This is a genomic window from Peribacillus sp. NPDC097197, assembly GCF_050278025.1.
In the GTDB taxonomy this organism is placed as follows: domain Bacteria; phylum Bacillota; class Bacilli; order Bacillales; family DSM-1321; genus Peribacillus.
In genome coordinates, this window is the sequence record NZ_JBNNST010000001.1 from 485,850 (window position 1) to 502,348 (window position 16,499).

Annotated in this window: 11 protein-coding genes; 7 read left to right on the plus strand and 4 right to left on the minus strand. The window is 41.9% G+C overall.

What is annotated here, in order from left to right; genetic code table 11:
* Positions 1–353 precede the first annotated feature (353 nt).
* From ACQKL6_RS02360 to ACQKL6_RS02375, 4 genes are all read left to right on the plus strand, one after another.
* The gene (locus ACQKL6_RS02360; protein ID WP_427650473.1) at positions 354–1,202 is read left to right on the plus strand and encodes a GNAT family N-acetyltransferase; all 849 of its coding nucleotides are present in this window, start codon (positions 354–356) and stop codon (positions 1,200–1,202) included.
* 49 nt (positions 1,203–1,251) lie between these two features.
* Positions 1,252–1,710: a DinB family protein gene (locus ACQKL6_RS02365; RefSeq protein ID WP_427650500.1), complete on the plus strand. Its 459-nt coding sequence runs from the start codon at positions 1,252–1,254 to the stop codon at positions 1,708–1,710.
* A 370-nt stretch (positions 1,711–2,080) separates the two neighbouring features.
* Positions 2,081–3,628, plus strand: a complete 1,548-nt coding sequence (locus ACQKL6_RS02370; protein ID WP_427650474.1) for a BCCT family transporter — start codon at positions 2,081–2,083, stop codon at positions 3,626–3,628.
* Positions 3,629–3,847: 219 nt separating this feature from the next.
* Positions 3,848–7,645 (plus strand): bifunctional 2',3'-cyclic-nucleotide 2'-phosphodiesterase/3'-nucleotidase, encoded by a 3,798-nt coding sequence (locus ACQKL6_RS02375; protein WP_427650476.1) that lies wholly within the window; start codon positions 3,848–3,850, stop codon positions 7,643–7,645.
* Positions 7,646–7,776: 131 nt separating this feature from the next.
* On the opposite strand, the gene ACQKL6_RS02380 is transcribed toward ACQKL6_RS02375, so the two are convergent.
* Complete coding sequence (locus tag ACQKL6_RS02380) at positions 7,777–8,235, minus strand: TspO/MBR family protein (protein ID WP_402871182.1); 459 nt, start codon at positions 8,233–8,235, stop codon at positions 7,777–7,779.
* 154 nt (positions 8,236–8,389) lie between these two features.
* Here ACQKL6_RS02380 and ACQKL6_RS02385 point away from each other — a divergent pair, with 154 nt between their 5' ends.
* On the plus strand, positions 8,390–8,905 hold the full coding sequence (locus ACQKL6_RS02385) for a GNAT family N-acetyltransferase (protein ID WP_427650478.1): 516 nt from the start codon (positions 8,390–8,392) through the stop codon (positions 8,903–8,905).
* 104 nt (positions 8,906–9,009) lie between these two features.
* Here ACQKL6_RS02385 and ACQKL6_RS02390 read toward each other — a convergent pair whose 3' ends face one another.
* The 3 genes from ACQKL6_RS02390 to ACQKL6_RS02400 all read right to left on the minus strand — a co-directional run bounded on the left by ACQKL6_RS02390 (position 9,010) and on the right by ACQKL6_RS02400 (position 12,376).
* Positions 9,010–10,377 (minus strand): amino acid permease, encoded by a 1,368-nt coding sequence (locus ACQKL6_RS02390; RefSeq protein WP_402871185.1) that lies wholly within the window; start codon positions 10,375–10,377, stop codon positions 9,010–9,012.
* Between the two features lie 303 nt (positions 10,378–10,680).
* The gene (locus tag ACQKL6_RS02395) at positions 10,681–11,826 is read right to left on the minus strand and encodes an endonuclease (RefSeq protein ID WP_402989904.1); all 1,146 of its coding nucleotides are present in this window, start codon (positions 11,824–11,826) and stop codon (positions 10,681–10,683) included.
* A gap of 217 nt (positions 11,827–12,043) precedes the next feature.
* Positions 12,044–12,376 (minus strand): phage holin family protein, encoded by a 333-nt coding sequence (locus tag ACQKL6_RS02400; protein ID WP_402871190.1) that lies wholly within the window; start codon positions 12,374–12,376, stop codon positions 12,044–12,046.
* 528 nt (positions 12,377–12,904) lie between these two features.
* Between ACQKL6_RS02400 and katA the strand changes: the two genes are divergently transcribed.
* Positions 12,905–14,359 (plus strand): catalase KatA, encoded by a 1,455-nt coding sequence (gene katA / locus ACQKL6_RS02405; protein WP_402871193.1) that lies wholly within the window; start codon positions 12,905–12,907, stop codon positions 14,357–14,359.
* 820 nt (positions 14,360–15,179) lie between these two features.
* The gene (purT, locus tag ACQKL6_RS02410; RefSeq protein ID WP_402989901.1) at positions 15,180–16,337 is read left to right on the plus strand and encodes a phosphoribosylglycinamide formyltransferase 2; all 1,158 of its coding nucleotides are present in this window, start codon (positions 15,180–15,182) and stop codon (positions 16,335–16,337) included.
* The last annotated feature ends 162 nt before the right edge of the window (positions 16,338–16,499 follow it).

Sequence of the window (16,499 nt, forward strand, 5' to 3'; positions counted from 1 at the left end):
TCCTATATTCAATCGGATCCAAAATCTGATTGAACATGAGGTGACGAAGCCTATTTCCTTCTATTCATATTTTGCCCGAATAGGATATTATGTTCCCCTAGCTTGGAATATAACACAAAAAATGGAAAAAATAATCCTCAAATAGAATCATTTTATTGATATAATGCATCGGTCCTTAGAATTAGTGGAAATCCCCCTTCCATACGTTTATAGTTTTATAGAGTAAAGTGAAAATACTTTTGAAAAAACAACATTTTTATAAGATATGAAAAAAAATGCAGCAATCCATTTGAGGATGCTGTATTTTTTATTGAATAGGAATAAAATGGAATGAAGGATGGGGGCGAACTATTTTGAATAAAAAACAACTAAGGGACCTTGAATGCTTACAAAAAGAAAGTGAACAAGGAGATTTTACATTGAAGCTGAATTGGGATACACTCCGGAGCCGGAATGGCATCATGCAAAATGATTTTCTTCATTACGAAAAAGGACAGCTTGTCGGGTTTGTGGGGTTATATGACTTCGGAAGTAAATTGGAGATGTGTGGCATGGTTCACCCGGAGTTCCGGAGGCGGAGGATTTTCACTAACCTGGTGAATGAAGCATTGGATGCTGCGTTGGGAAGGGAGGCCAGAGAGATCATCCTGAACACTCCGGGACCATCACAATCGGGGAAGGAGTTTTTGAAACGGCTACCTTGTGAATTTGCTTTCTCGGAGTACCAAATGAAATGGACGCCTACCGAACTGTCAGACTATGAAGATATTGTCATTCGCCCTTCACGAGAAATGGATGCAGAAACGGAGATTCAGTTGGACATTCAGTGTTTTCAATTTCTGGAGAAGGAAGCGAGGGAATATTATCAGCGCATTCAGTTTGAACATACATTGAAGACCTTGATGATCGAGGCAGATGGGAAGACCGTCGGCAAGATCCGTGTCGATCATAGTGAAGGGGAAGCGTGGATTTACGGGTTTTCCATTTTTCCGGAATATCAGGGGAAAGGCATTGGCAAAAAGGTGTTGAAAAAGATAGTGGCAAAACAGCATGGTCTAGGCTATGAAATCTTTTTGGAAGTGGAAGCGACGAACGCCCATGCCCTCAGGCTCTATGAATCATGTGGGTTCAAGACGATACAGCGGCAGGATTATTATCGGTATAAGGAAGAGAACAGGGAGGCTCGATCCGCTCATCTATGAGTTCTCTAAATAGGAGGCGTTCGAGCTTTTAGGTAAAGGAGATGATGGTCTGCTTACACTTTTTAGCTATAACTGGCAAGTAAGAAGCGAGTGGTTTCGTTGGTGTCACGAACTCCATTCTGATGAACTACTAAGGAAGAGGAACGGGGGGATGGGCCAAATATTGAAGACGCTCGCCCATGTCATCGATGTCGAAAGTAGTTGGATCAGGGCCATACAGGGAAAGCCGGATCTCGAGATAGATTTGGATTCCTTTCATACAGTTGAAGCGATTCAGGACTTATCCGCAAGGTATCATCCGGAAGTGAAAGAGTTCTTGGAGACGTGGTCACCTGCCATGGAGTTTGAATGTATAGAGGTTCCATGGATGGAAGGGAGTTATGAAAAGGGCAAGGTATTAAGGCACCTGATTGCCCACGAAATCCATCATATCGGGCAACTGTCGATTTGGTCGAGGGAGATGGGCATCCAACCGGTCTCCGCCAGTTTGATTGACCGTCATTTATAAGGACAAAGGGGAACTGGTGAATGTACCCACATTTCCAGTTCCTTTCTTGTATGGCCAAATTTTATGATTATCAATTAAAAAATGGGGTATATAGAAATTTAGACTGATATGTTTTCAAAAAGCCGGTTAGAAATGGTAGCTATATTAAAGAATTGATTTTGTTAAAGGGACGTAGAAGATTTTTGGATTCCAGCATTCCGTGATCTAAAAAAATGAAATAAGCAGCACAGGTTAGCGTTTATTCATGAATAGGCAAGCTCCTTTTTTATCTTCTTGTTTTCATCCAATTCAATTCTTTCCCCTCGAATGACCATTCGTATAACATAACCCATTTCAATAAAAAACCATGCACCTTAGAAAGGAAGAATCGATGCGTTTAAAATTAAACAGCGTTTTTTGGATTTCTGCTATGATTGTATCGTTAGTTGTCATTATAGGAGCGATGGTTCCTAACACTTTTGCGAAAGGGGCCAATGCCGCTCTAGCATTTACTACATCTTCTTTTGGCTGGCTATTTTTGGCCGCTGTCTTCTTATTCGTTGTTTTCCTGATTTATCTCGTTTTTAGCAAATACGGAAAAATTCGTTTGGGCGGGGATGATGAACGTCCGGAATTCCCTATGTTCACATGGATTGGCATGTTATTTTCCTGTGGGTTTGGCATTGCTTTAGTATTCTACGGGATAGGAGAACCGATGACCCACTTCTTTACGCCACCATACAAAGACGTCGAACCATTAACGACAGAAAGCGCCCGATTGGCAATGGGGTATTCCTTCTTTCATTATGGCGTCAGTCAATGGTCCATATTCGCAATCGTGGGACTTGCCATGGCTTATTTTCAGTTCCGGAAAAAGGAAAACGGTCTGGTTTCAACCACGCTTTCTCCTGTAATCGGGAAGGGACGGCATGTGAAACCAACAAAAAAAATCATTGATATCCTTGCCATCACCGCAACGATCATGGGTGTTGCCACTTCATTGGGATTAGGCATCATGCAGATAGATGGTGGTTTGCGTTTCGCCTATAATGTGCCGGATGCAAACTGGATCAAGATTATCATCGTAATCGCGATGACAGCCCTTTTTTTAACTTCTGCCATCACGGGTTTGAACAAAGGGATGAAATGGTTAAGTAACTATAACTTATTTGCGGTATTCGTGATCATGCTGTTCATCTTCATTACGGGGCCGACCCAATTTATCCTGGATACATTCATTGTGGGGATTAGTGATTATATCTCTAATTTCGTATCGTATAGTCTAAGGTTGAATCCATATACGGGCAATCCTTGGGTCTATCAATGGACAATCTTCTACTGGGCTTGGGCGATTGCCTGGTCGCCGTTCGTCGGATCATTCATCGCCCGCGTTTCGAGGGGGCGCACCATCCGTGAATTTATCATAGGTGTGATGGTCGCACCACCAGTCATCGCGTTAGTCTGGATTGCCATATTTGGTGGTACAGCCCTTCATATGGACTTGTTTGAAGGGACGCAAATTGCAACAGCTGTGAATAATGATATAACGAGTGCCCTTTTTACCATGCTTAAAGGGCTTCCCTTCACAGGTGGCGTCACGGTTTTCGTCTTGATTTTAATCCTGACTTTCCTTGTGACATCAGTCGATTCAGCCGTTTTTATCTTAAGCTCGATGTCGACGAATGGTAGCTTGAACCCTCCAGTGCTCGTCAGAGTGATTTGGGGCGTCCTGATGGGGGCAATTGCCTTGGTCCTTCTCTTATCGAGTGGATTGACCGGATTACAGTCTGCATCAGTGGTTTCGGCCTTGCCATTCACGATCATACTGATACTCATCATGGTTGCCTTTTATAAAACGCTGCGTAAGGACTTTAGAAAGGCCTCTAAACCTGCAACAGTGAAAAAAACACCGTTAAGGGAAGAGGAAATCACAAGATAATCAAATAGATTAGTAGGCCGGTTCATATAATGAGCCGGTCTTTTTTTGCAAGTATATAAGAAAAATAAAATGGTATATTCTCCCTTGTTGTCAATAAATAAATGATGCAAAAGAAGTATTTTATCAAAAAATGTAAGATCATAATAAAATGTGTAAAAATTCTGATAAGAATATGTTATATTATTCTAGAATTTGATAAAATCTGAGAGGTTGTGAAGTATGTCGTTCAAGTCCAAAATGCTAGTCCCTATCCTTGCTGTAAGTTTAATTACAGCACCATTTGCCCTTCCGGTGGATGCATCCGCTAAAGGAGAGGCAAAAGCGAAACCGTTTGCCATATCCGCTCCTTCGGTAAGTTACACAAATGGGGCAAAAGCCACTGTGACCGTTACGCCCAAAAAGGGCAATAAGGGGAAAGAAGCCGTTGTTTTTCAGTTAATGAATGGGACAAAGGTCGTTTCGCAATCAGCAGTAGAGACGGACATCAAGACAGCACAAAAGTTTTCTGCTCACTTCAACACGTACAAGTCAGGATATTGGATCAAGGTATCCGTCGTTTCCAACTATAATGGAAAAACGAGTAATTTCGGAACAAGCTTGGCCACTTCGGTTTCCGACGCGCCATTTGAACTGAGAATCATGGAAACGACAGACATACACACCAATCTAGTAAGTTATGATTATTACAAAAATGCCGTATCGGATTCAGTAGGGTTTTCCCGCACGGCAACCTTGATCAAACAGGCAAGAAAAGAAGTGAAAAATAGTGTCTTAGTAGATAATGGGGACCTCATTCAAGGCACGCCGCTTGGTACATACAAAGCGAATATAGCCCCGCTTAAAAAGGGAGAAGTGCACCCTGTCTATAAAGCGATGAATCTACTAGACTATGATGTGGCTACATTCGGTAACCACGAATTCAACTATGGCTTATCCTATTTGGATGAAGCCATCAATGATGCGAAATTCCCCTATGTAAATGCAAACGTTTATAAAAAAGACAAAGACAAAAATCCAAATAATGATAAAAATAAATACACGCCTTATAAGATCGTGACGAAGAAAGTGAAAGATATAAATGGCAATGAAAAATCCGTGAAAATCGGCTATATCGGATTTGCCCCTCCACAAATCATGGATTGGGATAAAACAAATCTTGAAGGGAAAGTCGTAACAAAGGAAATCATTGCGACAGCCAAAAAATATGTTCCTGAAATGAAGAAAAAGGGTGCTGATGTCATCGTGGCACTTACGCATTCCGGTTTTAGCGGCGACGCCAAAAATACCGAGGATGTTATCTATTCATTAAGTAAAGTGGCCAATATTGATGCCATCACGTTCTCACATACTCATAAAGTCTTCCCGGCCCAAGATGAGGCATCATTGGACAACCTGTTCAAAGACAGTCAAGGCAAAGTCCTTGCGGGCGTTGATAATAAAAAGGGAACGATCAATGGGGTACCAGCCGTCCAAGCAGGATATGGTGGAAGTAATCTTGGCATCATCGACCTTGATATTCAGAATATCAAGGGAAAATGGAAAGTCATCAACTCAGATTCTTCAACCCGGGCAATCAATGACAAAGTAACCGGTAAGAAAGCGGCGGAAGATGCGGCTGTTGTGAAGGCGGTCAAAAAAGACCACGAGGCAACGGTTAAGTATGTTAACACGCCGATCGGTAAAACAACAGCGCCAATCCACAGTTATTTTGCCCTTGTGCAGGATGATCCTTCTGTACAGGTCGTAACAAGTGCACAAAAGTGGTATGTTGAAAATTACCTTAAGAACAATCGTCCTGAATATAAGGACTTACCAATCCTTTCTGTAGGGGCACCATTCAAGGCTGGCCGCAATGGAGTCGAGGAATACACCGATATAAAAACGGGTGATTTGACAATCCGCAGCGCTGGCGACCTATATTTGTACGATAATACATTAAAAGCCATCAAAATCAAGGGGTCCGTGGTCAAAGAATGGCTTGAAATGTCCGCAGGGAAATTCAATACAATCGATCCTGCGAAAACAGAGGAACAGAAATTACTGAATGAAAAGTTTGCAGTCTATAACTTTGACGTGATTGATGGCGTGACGTATCAAGTCGATGTCACGAAAGCTCCCCGTTATGATGAAAAAGGCGAAAAGCTTTCAGACTCAAGCAGGATCACCAACTTGAAATACGAGGGTAAAGCCGTTGATCCAAATCAAGAATTCATCGTCATAACGAATAATTACCGTGCTTCGGGCGGAGGAAATTTCCCAGGCGTCAAAGGCAGTGAATACATTGTCGATTCCGCTGATGAAAACCGTCAGATCTTGATGGATTACATTACACAAGAGAAGGAAATCAATCCGACCGCAGACAATAACTGGTCGATTGCCCCGATTTCCGACAAGGTGAATGTTACATTCACTTCATCGCCAAAAGGTGCAGAATATTTAAATGAAGACAGTGCTATTTCATATACAGGCAAAACGGATGATAAAGGATTTGGTATCTACAAATTCAATCTAGCCAATAACAACATTCAAGTACAATTGTTGGGCATCAATGATTTTCACGGTCAAATGGATACTACTTCTGAGTTTGGCGGAGTCAAACAAGGACGTGCCGATTACTTAGCGGCCCACTTAAAAAAGCGTGAGGCAGAGAATCCGGAAAATACCCTGTTAATCTCAGCTGGGGATGCCGTTGGTGCGAGCGCTCCTGTTTCCTCTCTATTACAGGACAAACCAACTCTTCAGTTTCTGAATAATATGGGGTTTGATGTAGGAACGGTCGGAAACCATGAGTTCGATAAAGGAATCGAAACGCTGATGGCCCAAATTAATGGCGGAAAGTCACCCACTTCGGATGTTGTCTTCGATAAGTTGAACTTCCCGTATGTGGTGGCAAATGTCGTGTATAAAGACACAAAAAAACCTATATTAGATCCTTATGTCATTAAAGAGGTCGGCGGTGTGGAAATCGGATTTATTGGTGTCGTCACGAATACGACACCTCAAAAGGTAAGCCCTGCCGGTATCAAGAATGTAGAATTCATTGAGCAGGCCCCAGCCGTCAATAAAGCGGTCGATGAGTTAAAGGAAAAAGGCGTCAAATCGATTGTCGTTGTCTCGCATGATCCAGGTACTGAGAAAGATGGGGTCATTACAGGGGAAGTGGCGGAACTGGCAAAAGATATCGATGATGAAGTCGATGTCATTTTAGCTGGAGACAATCATGCCAAGAATAATAGTACGGTCGATGGAAAGTTAATCGTTCAAGCGTATTCTTACGGAACGGCTTTTGAAGACATTGACTTGGAAATTGATCCGAAAACAAAGGACATTGTCAAAAAATCAGCTGAGATCGTGACAGTCACACAAGACGGAATCACACCAGATGCTGAAACGACGAAGTTCATAAACTCATATTTGGATCAGTTCCCAGAACTGAAAGCGCCACTAGGAACGACGGATGAAAAGATTTTAAGAGCGAACGCCTATACCCAGGAAACGGGTCTTGGAAATTTAATCGCGGATTCAATGAAAGCCGATCTACAATCTGATTTCGCTTTCATGAATCCAGGTGGAATTCGTGCCGATATTCCACAAGGTGAAGTAACATATGCGGATTTGGCAAAAATCCAGCCATTCGGAAACGTACTGGTCAAACTTGAATTAACAGGTGCGGAAGTGAAAACATTGCTGCAACAGCAGTGGGTCGTTGAAGGCAATCCGAAAACTTTGCAAATCTCCGGATTGAGCTATACCGCTGATTTCAGTAAGCCAGTGGCAGAGCGCGTCACGGAAATGAAGAAAGCGGATGGCACCCCAATCGACGAGTCAAAAACGTACACCGTGACTGTCAATGATTTCATGGCAAGCGGCGGCGATAACTATACCGTGTTAAAAGATAAAGAGCGAGTATTCGGCCATGCCGATTTAGAGGCTTTCGTTGAATATGTGAAAAACACTTTTAAAGGTGGAAAAATCACGGCGGTTACGGAAGGTAGAATCACGAACATCAATAACTAAAATGAGTTTTATCGGTCCATTCAGGAAGGATATCAGTCCATTTGGCAGATATATCGGTCAAACTGGATGTTTTATCGGTCCAATTCAAAAAAAGCGAGCATTCCGAAACATGGAATGCTCTTTTTTCTCCATCAGTTATTTCTGAACATAGAGTAGTTAAGGCCCAAAGCGAAGGTCACCCAGCCGATATAAGGAACCATGGCGAGGCCAGCCGTACGGTCGATGCTGTAAAACTCGAAGGCCGTCAAAGTAATCAAGGTCAATAGGGCAGCCATTTCGATGAAAGCCGTTCCACGCAAGCCCCATTTGAAGAAGAGGAAAGACCATAAAAAGTTCAGTCCGAGCTGGGTATCATAGAGGAGTTCCGGTGATTTTGTGTTTTTTTCCTTCACGGATACGCGATACTTTGCGATTCCCATGACGGTATAGAGGCCTGTCCAAGCGACGGGGAAAACCCATGAAGGGGGAGCAAAGGAAGGTTTCTTGAGGTCATTGTAAATCTCTTTGGAGTTTCTTGTGGCAATTGCCCCGACAATGGACCCTCCGACAACAGGAATCAACACGCTTTTTGCTAATTTTCGATAATTCATAATGCCATCCACCATCTTTCTACATATTTGGTCGTTGTTATACCATTACCTCTAATTGTCTAAATAAAACATTTTAATGGGTTATTAAGTGTAACTTTATTCCATTTTTTATTATCATGAGAAAGTAAGAGTAAAACGAATGGAAGGTGAAAAAATGAATGATAGACATCTAACGTCTAATAAAGGACCAGGTTTTCAAAACAATACTCCGTTTACTATTACTAGGGCTACTATGGAAGACATTGATCATATAGTTGGTTTGCGATTAGCGCTTTTAATGGAATTAGGTGAGGTACAGTCTCCAAAAGAGGAGCAGCTTATGGAAAGATCAACAAGAGAGTATTTACAAAAAGCACTTCCAGACAACGAATTTATATCCTTTATGGCAGAAGCGAATGGGAAAGCAGTAAGCATCAGTGGAATGGTTTTATTCAAAAGACCACCATATTTAGAAAATCTAAAAGGGATTGAAGCCTATATTCTTAATATGTATACAGTCCCAGAGCATCGTGGAAACGGGTTGGCAGGGCGTCTACTCGAGCATTGTATAGATAACAGTAAAACAAGGGGCGTTAAACGGATTTGGTTGCATACATCCGAAAACGGGAAACATCTATACAAGAAAATGGGTTTCAGTGAGAAAGGCAGTGAAATGGAGTTATTTCTTTAATGTCGCTGTCATGTTTCCCCTAGGTGGACTAGCAAAGGTTGAAAAGAAGGGAAAATAGCTAAAGAAAGGGTGCCCGTGTTCAATGGGCACCCTTTCTTCGCTATTTATTTTTTTCGCTTATGCAATCCTGTTATGTAGTACAACACGACAAGCAGGATAATCCAGATCGGACCAACGATCAAAGCGATTCTCGTATCAGGAGAAAAGCCGAGAACGACCATGACAAATACTAGAAAGGCAAGGGCGAAATAAGAAGTGAGCGGGAAAAACGGCATTTTGAATGTTAAGTTTTGTTTTTCCTGTCCACTCATTTTCTTTCGGGAACTGATGTGTGTGATAAGGATGGTGCCCCATGTCCATAGTGCTCCAAATGTCGCCACACTAGTCACATAAGTAAATACTTTGTCAGCTTTCATATAATTCAGGTAGACGCCAAAAAGGAGAACGACGGCCGATACGATAATGGCTGTGCCAGGCACGCCATTCTTTGTGACACGACCGAAACTTTTTGGTGATTCGCCTTGCTGTGCCAGGTTAAACAGCATTCGACCCGTACTGAAGATTCCGCTATTGCAAGAAGAGAGAGCTGCTGTCAGTACGACGAACTGGATGATGCCTGCCGCCCCTGGGATGCCGATTCTATCGAACATCATAACGAACGGGCTGTTTTCCCCTGTCATTTGATCCCATGGAGTAATTGAAAGAATGACAGTAAGAGCCAAAACATAAAACAGTAAAATTCGATAAAACACGGTATTGATTGCCCGTTTAAGTGATTTCTCAGGGTTCTTTACTTCCCCAGCCGTCACTCCAAGCATCTCGATGCCTAAATAGGCGAACATCACCATTTGGAATGAAAGAACAACGCCCGAGATACCATTAGGGAAGAAGCCTCCATGTGAGAATAGATTACTGAATCCGACTGCATCCCCAGCGTTACCGATACCAAAGAAAATCATGCCAAATCCTAAAACGATCATTAAGATAATCGTGACAATTTTAATTAGGGCAAACCAAAACTCTAATTCACCATAAGCTTTAACGGCAAGGAAATTAACGGTTGTCATAATCACAAGTGCGCCTAATGCCCAAGCCCATTGTGCAGTGTCTGGATACCAGAACTGCATGTAAATGCCGACAGCCGTAATTTCGGCCATGCACGTTGCAATCCAAAGGAACCAGTAATTCCAGCCTGTAATGTATCCGGCGAGAGGACCGATAAAATCGCTTGCATAGCGGCTGAAGGAACCGGCAACGGGGTTTTTAATGGCCATTTCCCCTAAAGCCCGCATGATGAGATAAATAATAAAGCCGCCAATGGCATAAGCCAAAATAATTGCGGGACCGGCTAATTTAATGGCCGATGCAGAGCCAAGAAACAACCCGACCCCAATGGCAGCGCCAAGAGACATTAATGCGATGTGTCTTTCTTCCAATCCTCTATGTAATTGAGAATCTTTGGAGTTTTGCATAATTTTCCTCTTTTCTTGTGTAGGAATATGGGTTTTTAACGCATTCTACTATTTTATCACTAGTAGAGTTGAGGAGCATAATATGTATTGTCTTTTCTCAAAATATTACAATTAAATAATATATACTAATAGTTTATTTGTAAAGAAAAAAATGAAAACGCTTACCAAATAAGGGAATTTTTAAGAGAATATATGAAGTTTGTAAGGTAATTGTTATTTAGCGAAAGTTAATTAACTAATTTTTCTTACTACTTGATGTCTGTATGAAACCGGCTGCCCTTAGGAAATGGGCAGCCGGTTTCATTACTCCCAGATGGAAGCAGCCCATTCGGGATGATCGATGAAAGGATTTCGATTATGTTGGTAGTCGTTATAAATGATTTCATTTCGATTTCGTTCAAATGCATCGACTGGATCTTGTTCATGCCAATCAAGCAACACGTCCAGTTTCCCATGATATGGAGCTGAGCCGTTGTTGACTAGGTTATTCAATTCCAAATCGACTTCACCGTTCTCTCTTTCATAGCGCACTGCCATATAGAAGAGCATCCGCGCCACATCTCCTTTCACCTTATCCCGTGGTTCCCATGAATCGGAGTCGTAATAGTTCCCTTTGGCTTCGGAATGTTCGGATCCCCCATTATCAAAGTCGAGATTATTGCGCGTACTATTGACGGACGCATCGGTCGGCCGCAAGTGATGTAAATCGGTGCCAGCACCCATGGATGTCCCGAATCCGCCATGGGATTTTGCCCAGACATGCTCACGGTTCCAGTCATTCACGCCTGCACCATTGGTGGTCTTTGCCTGTGAACGCCCTGTATATAGAAGAATGACATGATTGGAGTTGTTTGGATCTTCATCGGTTTCTCGCAAGGCTTCCCACACATTTGCGTAGGAAATTTTCGTATGGTCATCAATGATTTCATGGAGGGCATCTTTTAGAGCACGCCCGGTTTTTCCGGTAGCTGAGTCATAATATGATCCGGCATTCGGAGTTCCTGATTCTGGAGTGTTCCCGTTTTTCACCATGACTGAGGGGTCCTTCAAGCCAGAATGAGAAAAGTAGGAAGTCAGTGTTCCGGTTATGGCGACTTTTTGACCTTTTAAATCAGGATTCGATTGCAATCCGAATTCAGAACGGAAGGAGGAGGGAATTTGGACAAAAAGCATATTCGATACGTTTGTTTCCGAGGAACTATCAGCAATTGCCAGCGCATAATCACTTGGATAGTTGCTGAACTCGACGCTAGTGGCTGAAGTGGGCTGGCCGATTACAAAGCCACTGACAGTACGAATGGAACTATTTTGGTTTACGAAAGCCTGAGAGACGGAGTAAGGAGAAGATGGGCTTCCATCCCCGGTTGCGGCTAAGGATGAAGCTGGAATAAGGAAAGCGAGCACGAGCATGAGGGACAGAAGAATTCTTGGTTTACGATTGGTGTACATGTCATTCCTCCATAAGTCGATTCATACCTGTTTTTAGCGTATGTATGGTTAAACTTATGCAAAGGTGGTTCCATTCCCTTTTTGTTTTTCGAAAATGAGTGAATACTGCTAGTGATGATTTGCAAAAATTAGGGAAATAGCCCAGGAAATATCGAACGGTGTTATGGAAAAAGTCACGAGATAAAAAAATCGTCAGCATGTCGACTGACGAGTGTTCCTACTCTTTTTTGACTAGTAAACTTTGACTGATGGTTAGTAAAAACGAACCGATGAGCGCGCCCCAAAAAGAATGAATGACAAAACCACTGACCACATACGACGTAATCAGAAAAGTGAAAGCGTTGATGATGAAGGAAAACAATCCGAATGTCAGGATCGTGATTGGTAAAGTGATGAGCTGTAGAATGGGTTTAACTAACATGTTCATAATCGATAATATGAAGATAGCCAGCAAAGCTGTGCCATAAGATTTTATCGTGATGGAGTCGAGAAGCCAGTCTATGAAAAGTAATATCAGCCCATTGGCAAGAAAACGCATGATTATATTCATGGAAACCTCCTAAAACACTATATGCATTCCTTATTATACTAAAACCTCATGCAAATCAGGGGGGAATTTGCTGAATTGGCACAAAAAATCTTCTATATTTAGAGGCATCTTTCGACTGTTTGGCGAATGGGTACACGTGAAAGTAAAATTCACGGAATTTTCACTGATTAAACAGGCTGATTTCCTATAAAATGAGAGAAAGCGAAGCATCATAATTGATAACACTTCCAATTTAACCCTCTAGTATTCTCGATTACTATTATATTTTTCTTATAATTGATAAAAAAGAAAGAATAAAGAGAATGTGCTACCGCTGGAGTTATACCAATATATAGATAGTGAATACCTGAATAAATGCATAATACCTCATTTTTTCTACATAGTTTATACTTTACTAGCATTTAGAAAAGAAATTATGCTTATTGAATCTTATTATTATATTAAAATTATTATAAATAAGTATTGATTTTTTTCTAAGAAACTATATTATTATATGTATATTAAAACTAATGAAGAGGTGGTTCATTTATGTCGAATAAGAAAAACCTGACAACTAGCTGGGGTGCCCCGGTTGGCGATAACCAAAATTCAATTACTGCTGGGTCACGTGGACCAGTGCTTATACAAGATGTTCACTTATTAGAAAAACTGGCACATTTCAATCGTGAACGTGTTCCTGAACGTGTCGTCCATGCTAAAGGCGGTGGCGCATTTGGTACTTTTACCGTTACGAATGATTTGTCCAAATATACGAAAGCCAAAGTATTCAATGGTGTAGGGAAAGAAACGGAGATGTTCATCCGTTTTTCAACGGTAGCTGGGGAACTTGGTTCTGCCGATACATTACGTGATCCAAGGGGCTTCGCGGTCAAATTCTACACAGAAGAAGGAAACTACGATATCGTTGGGAACAATACACCTGTATTTTTCATCCGTGATGCAATCAAATTCCCTGATTTCATCCACACACAAAAAAGAGATCCTAGAACACACTTGAAAAATCCGACTGCCGTATGGGATTTCTGGTCTCATTCACCAGAATCACTTCATCAAGTAACTACGCTGATGTCCGACCGTGGGATTCCAGCAACATGGCGCCATATGCATGGATTCGGAAGCCATACATTCAAGTGGGTGAATGAAGAAGGACAAGCTGTTTGGGTGAAATACCACTTTAAAACAGAGCAAGGCATCAAAAACCTTGATGTGAACCTTGCTGCTAAACTTGCAGGTGAAAACCCTGATTACCATACGGAAGATCTATTCAACGCGATTGAAAAAGGTGATTTCCCGGCTTGGAAATTATGCGTACAAATCATGCCTTTGGAAGACGCGGACACATACCGCTTTGACCCATTCGATGTGACTAAGGTCTGGTCGCAAAAAGATTATCCATTAATCGAACTTGGCCGCGTGGAATTGAACAGAAATCCTGAAAACTATTTTGCTGAAGTAGAGCAAGCAACATTCTCCCCAGGAACATTCGTACCTGGAATTGAAGCTTCTCCAGATAAAATGCTTCAAGGCCGTTTATTTGCTTATGGCGATGCCCATCGTTATCGTGTAGGTGCTAACCATAACCAACTTCCGGTTAACCGTCCGAAAGTCGAAGCAAACACATATCAACGCGATGGCTTCATGCGTGCCGATGATAATGGGAAAGGTTCCGTTTATTACGAACCAAATAGCTTTGGGGGACCAGCTGAATCAAACGAAAACAAACTTGCGCCGTTTGAAGTGTCTGGACAAGCTGCTCAGGTTGCCTATAATCATCATGATCACTACACTCAAGCAGGAGATCTATATCGCCTGTTGAGCGACGAAGAAAAAACACGTCTTGTAGAAAATGTCGTGGGTGCAATGAAACCAGTAGAATTAGAAGAAATTAAACTTCGTCAAATCGGACACTTCTACAAAGCCGATCCAGAATACGGAACACGTATTGCTGAAGGACTTGGATTAGCTGTACCGCAAGAAGTCTAAGAATAGAATCAACATCTAAACAGGCATCCATTAGTGCAATGGATGCCTGTTTTTTCGTATTAAGCGAAGGTCCTACCTAGTTGGAGATGTCGGTATACAGTTCATGTCAATCACAGCACATGCATCATCTACAGTCTCAGCTTGTGTTTTTAAATGGTCTGCTATTGGATTTTTGAAAGTCTTGACCATCCTGGATGAGATGGGGAAGGAACTAGAATGTTAGGTACAAACGAAAAAGCTCTTCTCTGATTTTTCAGTGGAAGAGCTTTTAATCTTATAAACTATTAGACTGAAACGATGAGGGCTGCTGCAAAGACGAGGGAATTTTAGACAACCCTTGTCCATGACTATGTATGGTGCATACATCTTGCAAGTAACTGTTAAGAATCTTTAACAGCCCTTATCCAAGGAGTGCTAATAGTTGTGCGTTAAAAGCGTTTTCCTCCTTTTAACGCTAGTATTGGCCCCGCCTACGCCGAATACTTTGACGGCCACGCATGCCATCCAACCTACTTACATTATAATGGAAAGCGCTTACATTTTCAAAAAGTATCGTAGTACAAATTTCGACATGTATAAGATATCACTCCTCCATTCTGTAAAGAACGGTGCTGATTTCACTGAGCGTACTTGGCATTCCGTCCTCCAATCAAATGGTATCTTCCTTTGTTTATAAAGATATATGATTAAAAAACAAAATATTTTATATGAAATCAAGGATTTTAGAGGAAAATTAAAATAAAAAGCGAACAAAATATGTTTTTATTAGTATATAGTTCGTATATAATGGTTTTGAACACATGGAGGGGAGAAGTGGAATATGTATAGAACAAAAAAGGTTTTATTATTGGGCTCAGGAGAATTAGGCAAGGAAGTCATCCTAGAAGCTCAGCGGCTTGGTATTGATACCGTTGCAGTCGACCGGTATGAACATGCACCTGCCATGCAAGTGGCCCATCGAAGTTATGTGATTGATATGTTGGATGAGAAGCAGCTTAGGGAAGTCGTTGAAAAAGAACAACCTGATTTAATCGTGCCGGAAATTGAGGCCATCGCCACTTCCGAATTGCTTAAATTGGAGGAAGAAGGGTTCGCGGTTATCCCAACGGCAAGAGCGGCTAAATTGACGATGGACCGTGAAGGAATTAGAAGGTTGGCCTCTGAAACGCTAAAGTTACCAACGGCAGCTTATCGATTTGCCAATACATATGAAGAATTTGTTTCATCTGCTACAGAAATCGGTTTTCCTAATGTCGTGAAACCGCTAATGAGTTCTTCTGGTAAAGGGCAAAGCGTTTGTCGTTCAAAAGATGATTTGGAAGCCTGCTGGAAAATAGCGATGGAAGGTGGCCGGGTCCAAAATGGAAGAGTGATCATTGAAGAGTTCATTCGCTTTGATTCGGAAATTACGTTGCTAACTGTCCGTGCCGTTAACGGAACGATGTTTTGTGCACCAATCGGTCATGTCCAGGAGGGCGGGGACTATATAGAATCTTGGCAGCCACATGCTATGACGGAAGGACAAATCATCGAAGCAAAAAGGATTGCCAAGAAGATTACAGATGAACTTGGTGGATATGGATTATTTGGAGTGGAGTTATTCCTTTCAGGGGATAAGGTCTATTTCAGTGAAGTCTCCCCACGTCCGCATGATACAGGATTAGTAACATTGGTCACCCAAAACCTATCGGAGTTTGCCCTTCATGCCCGTGCGATTCTAGGATTCCCGATCCCTGAAATCACACTGATCACCCCAGGAGCAAGCCGTCCCTTGAAAGCACCGGTTGAGTTATCAGAATATTCTATAGTCGGGGTAGATAAAGCCTTGGCTCAACCGAATACGCAGGTGCGCGTTTTCGGAAAACCGGTCACGAAGGTTGGCAGAAGGGTTGCTGTTGCATTATCCACAGCTGATTCTGTCGAAACGGCGAGGGAAGCCGCAACCCGTGCACTGAGTTACATGAAGGTTGAAAAATAAAACACAAAAGCACTCCAGGAATGGAGTGCTTCAGACTGTAGACAAACTCGATGAAAATCGACTTTGCCTACAGTCTTTTTTATTTTAAAATAAAAGTATTAAAACTTGAGGTGATAAAGATGCTTTCGAAACATGATTCTATTCAGCGAGATCAACTTGAAA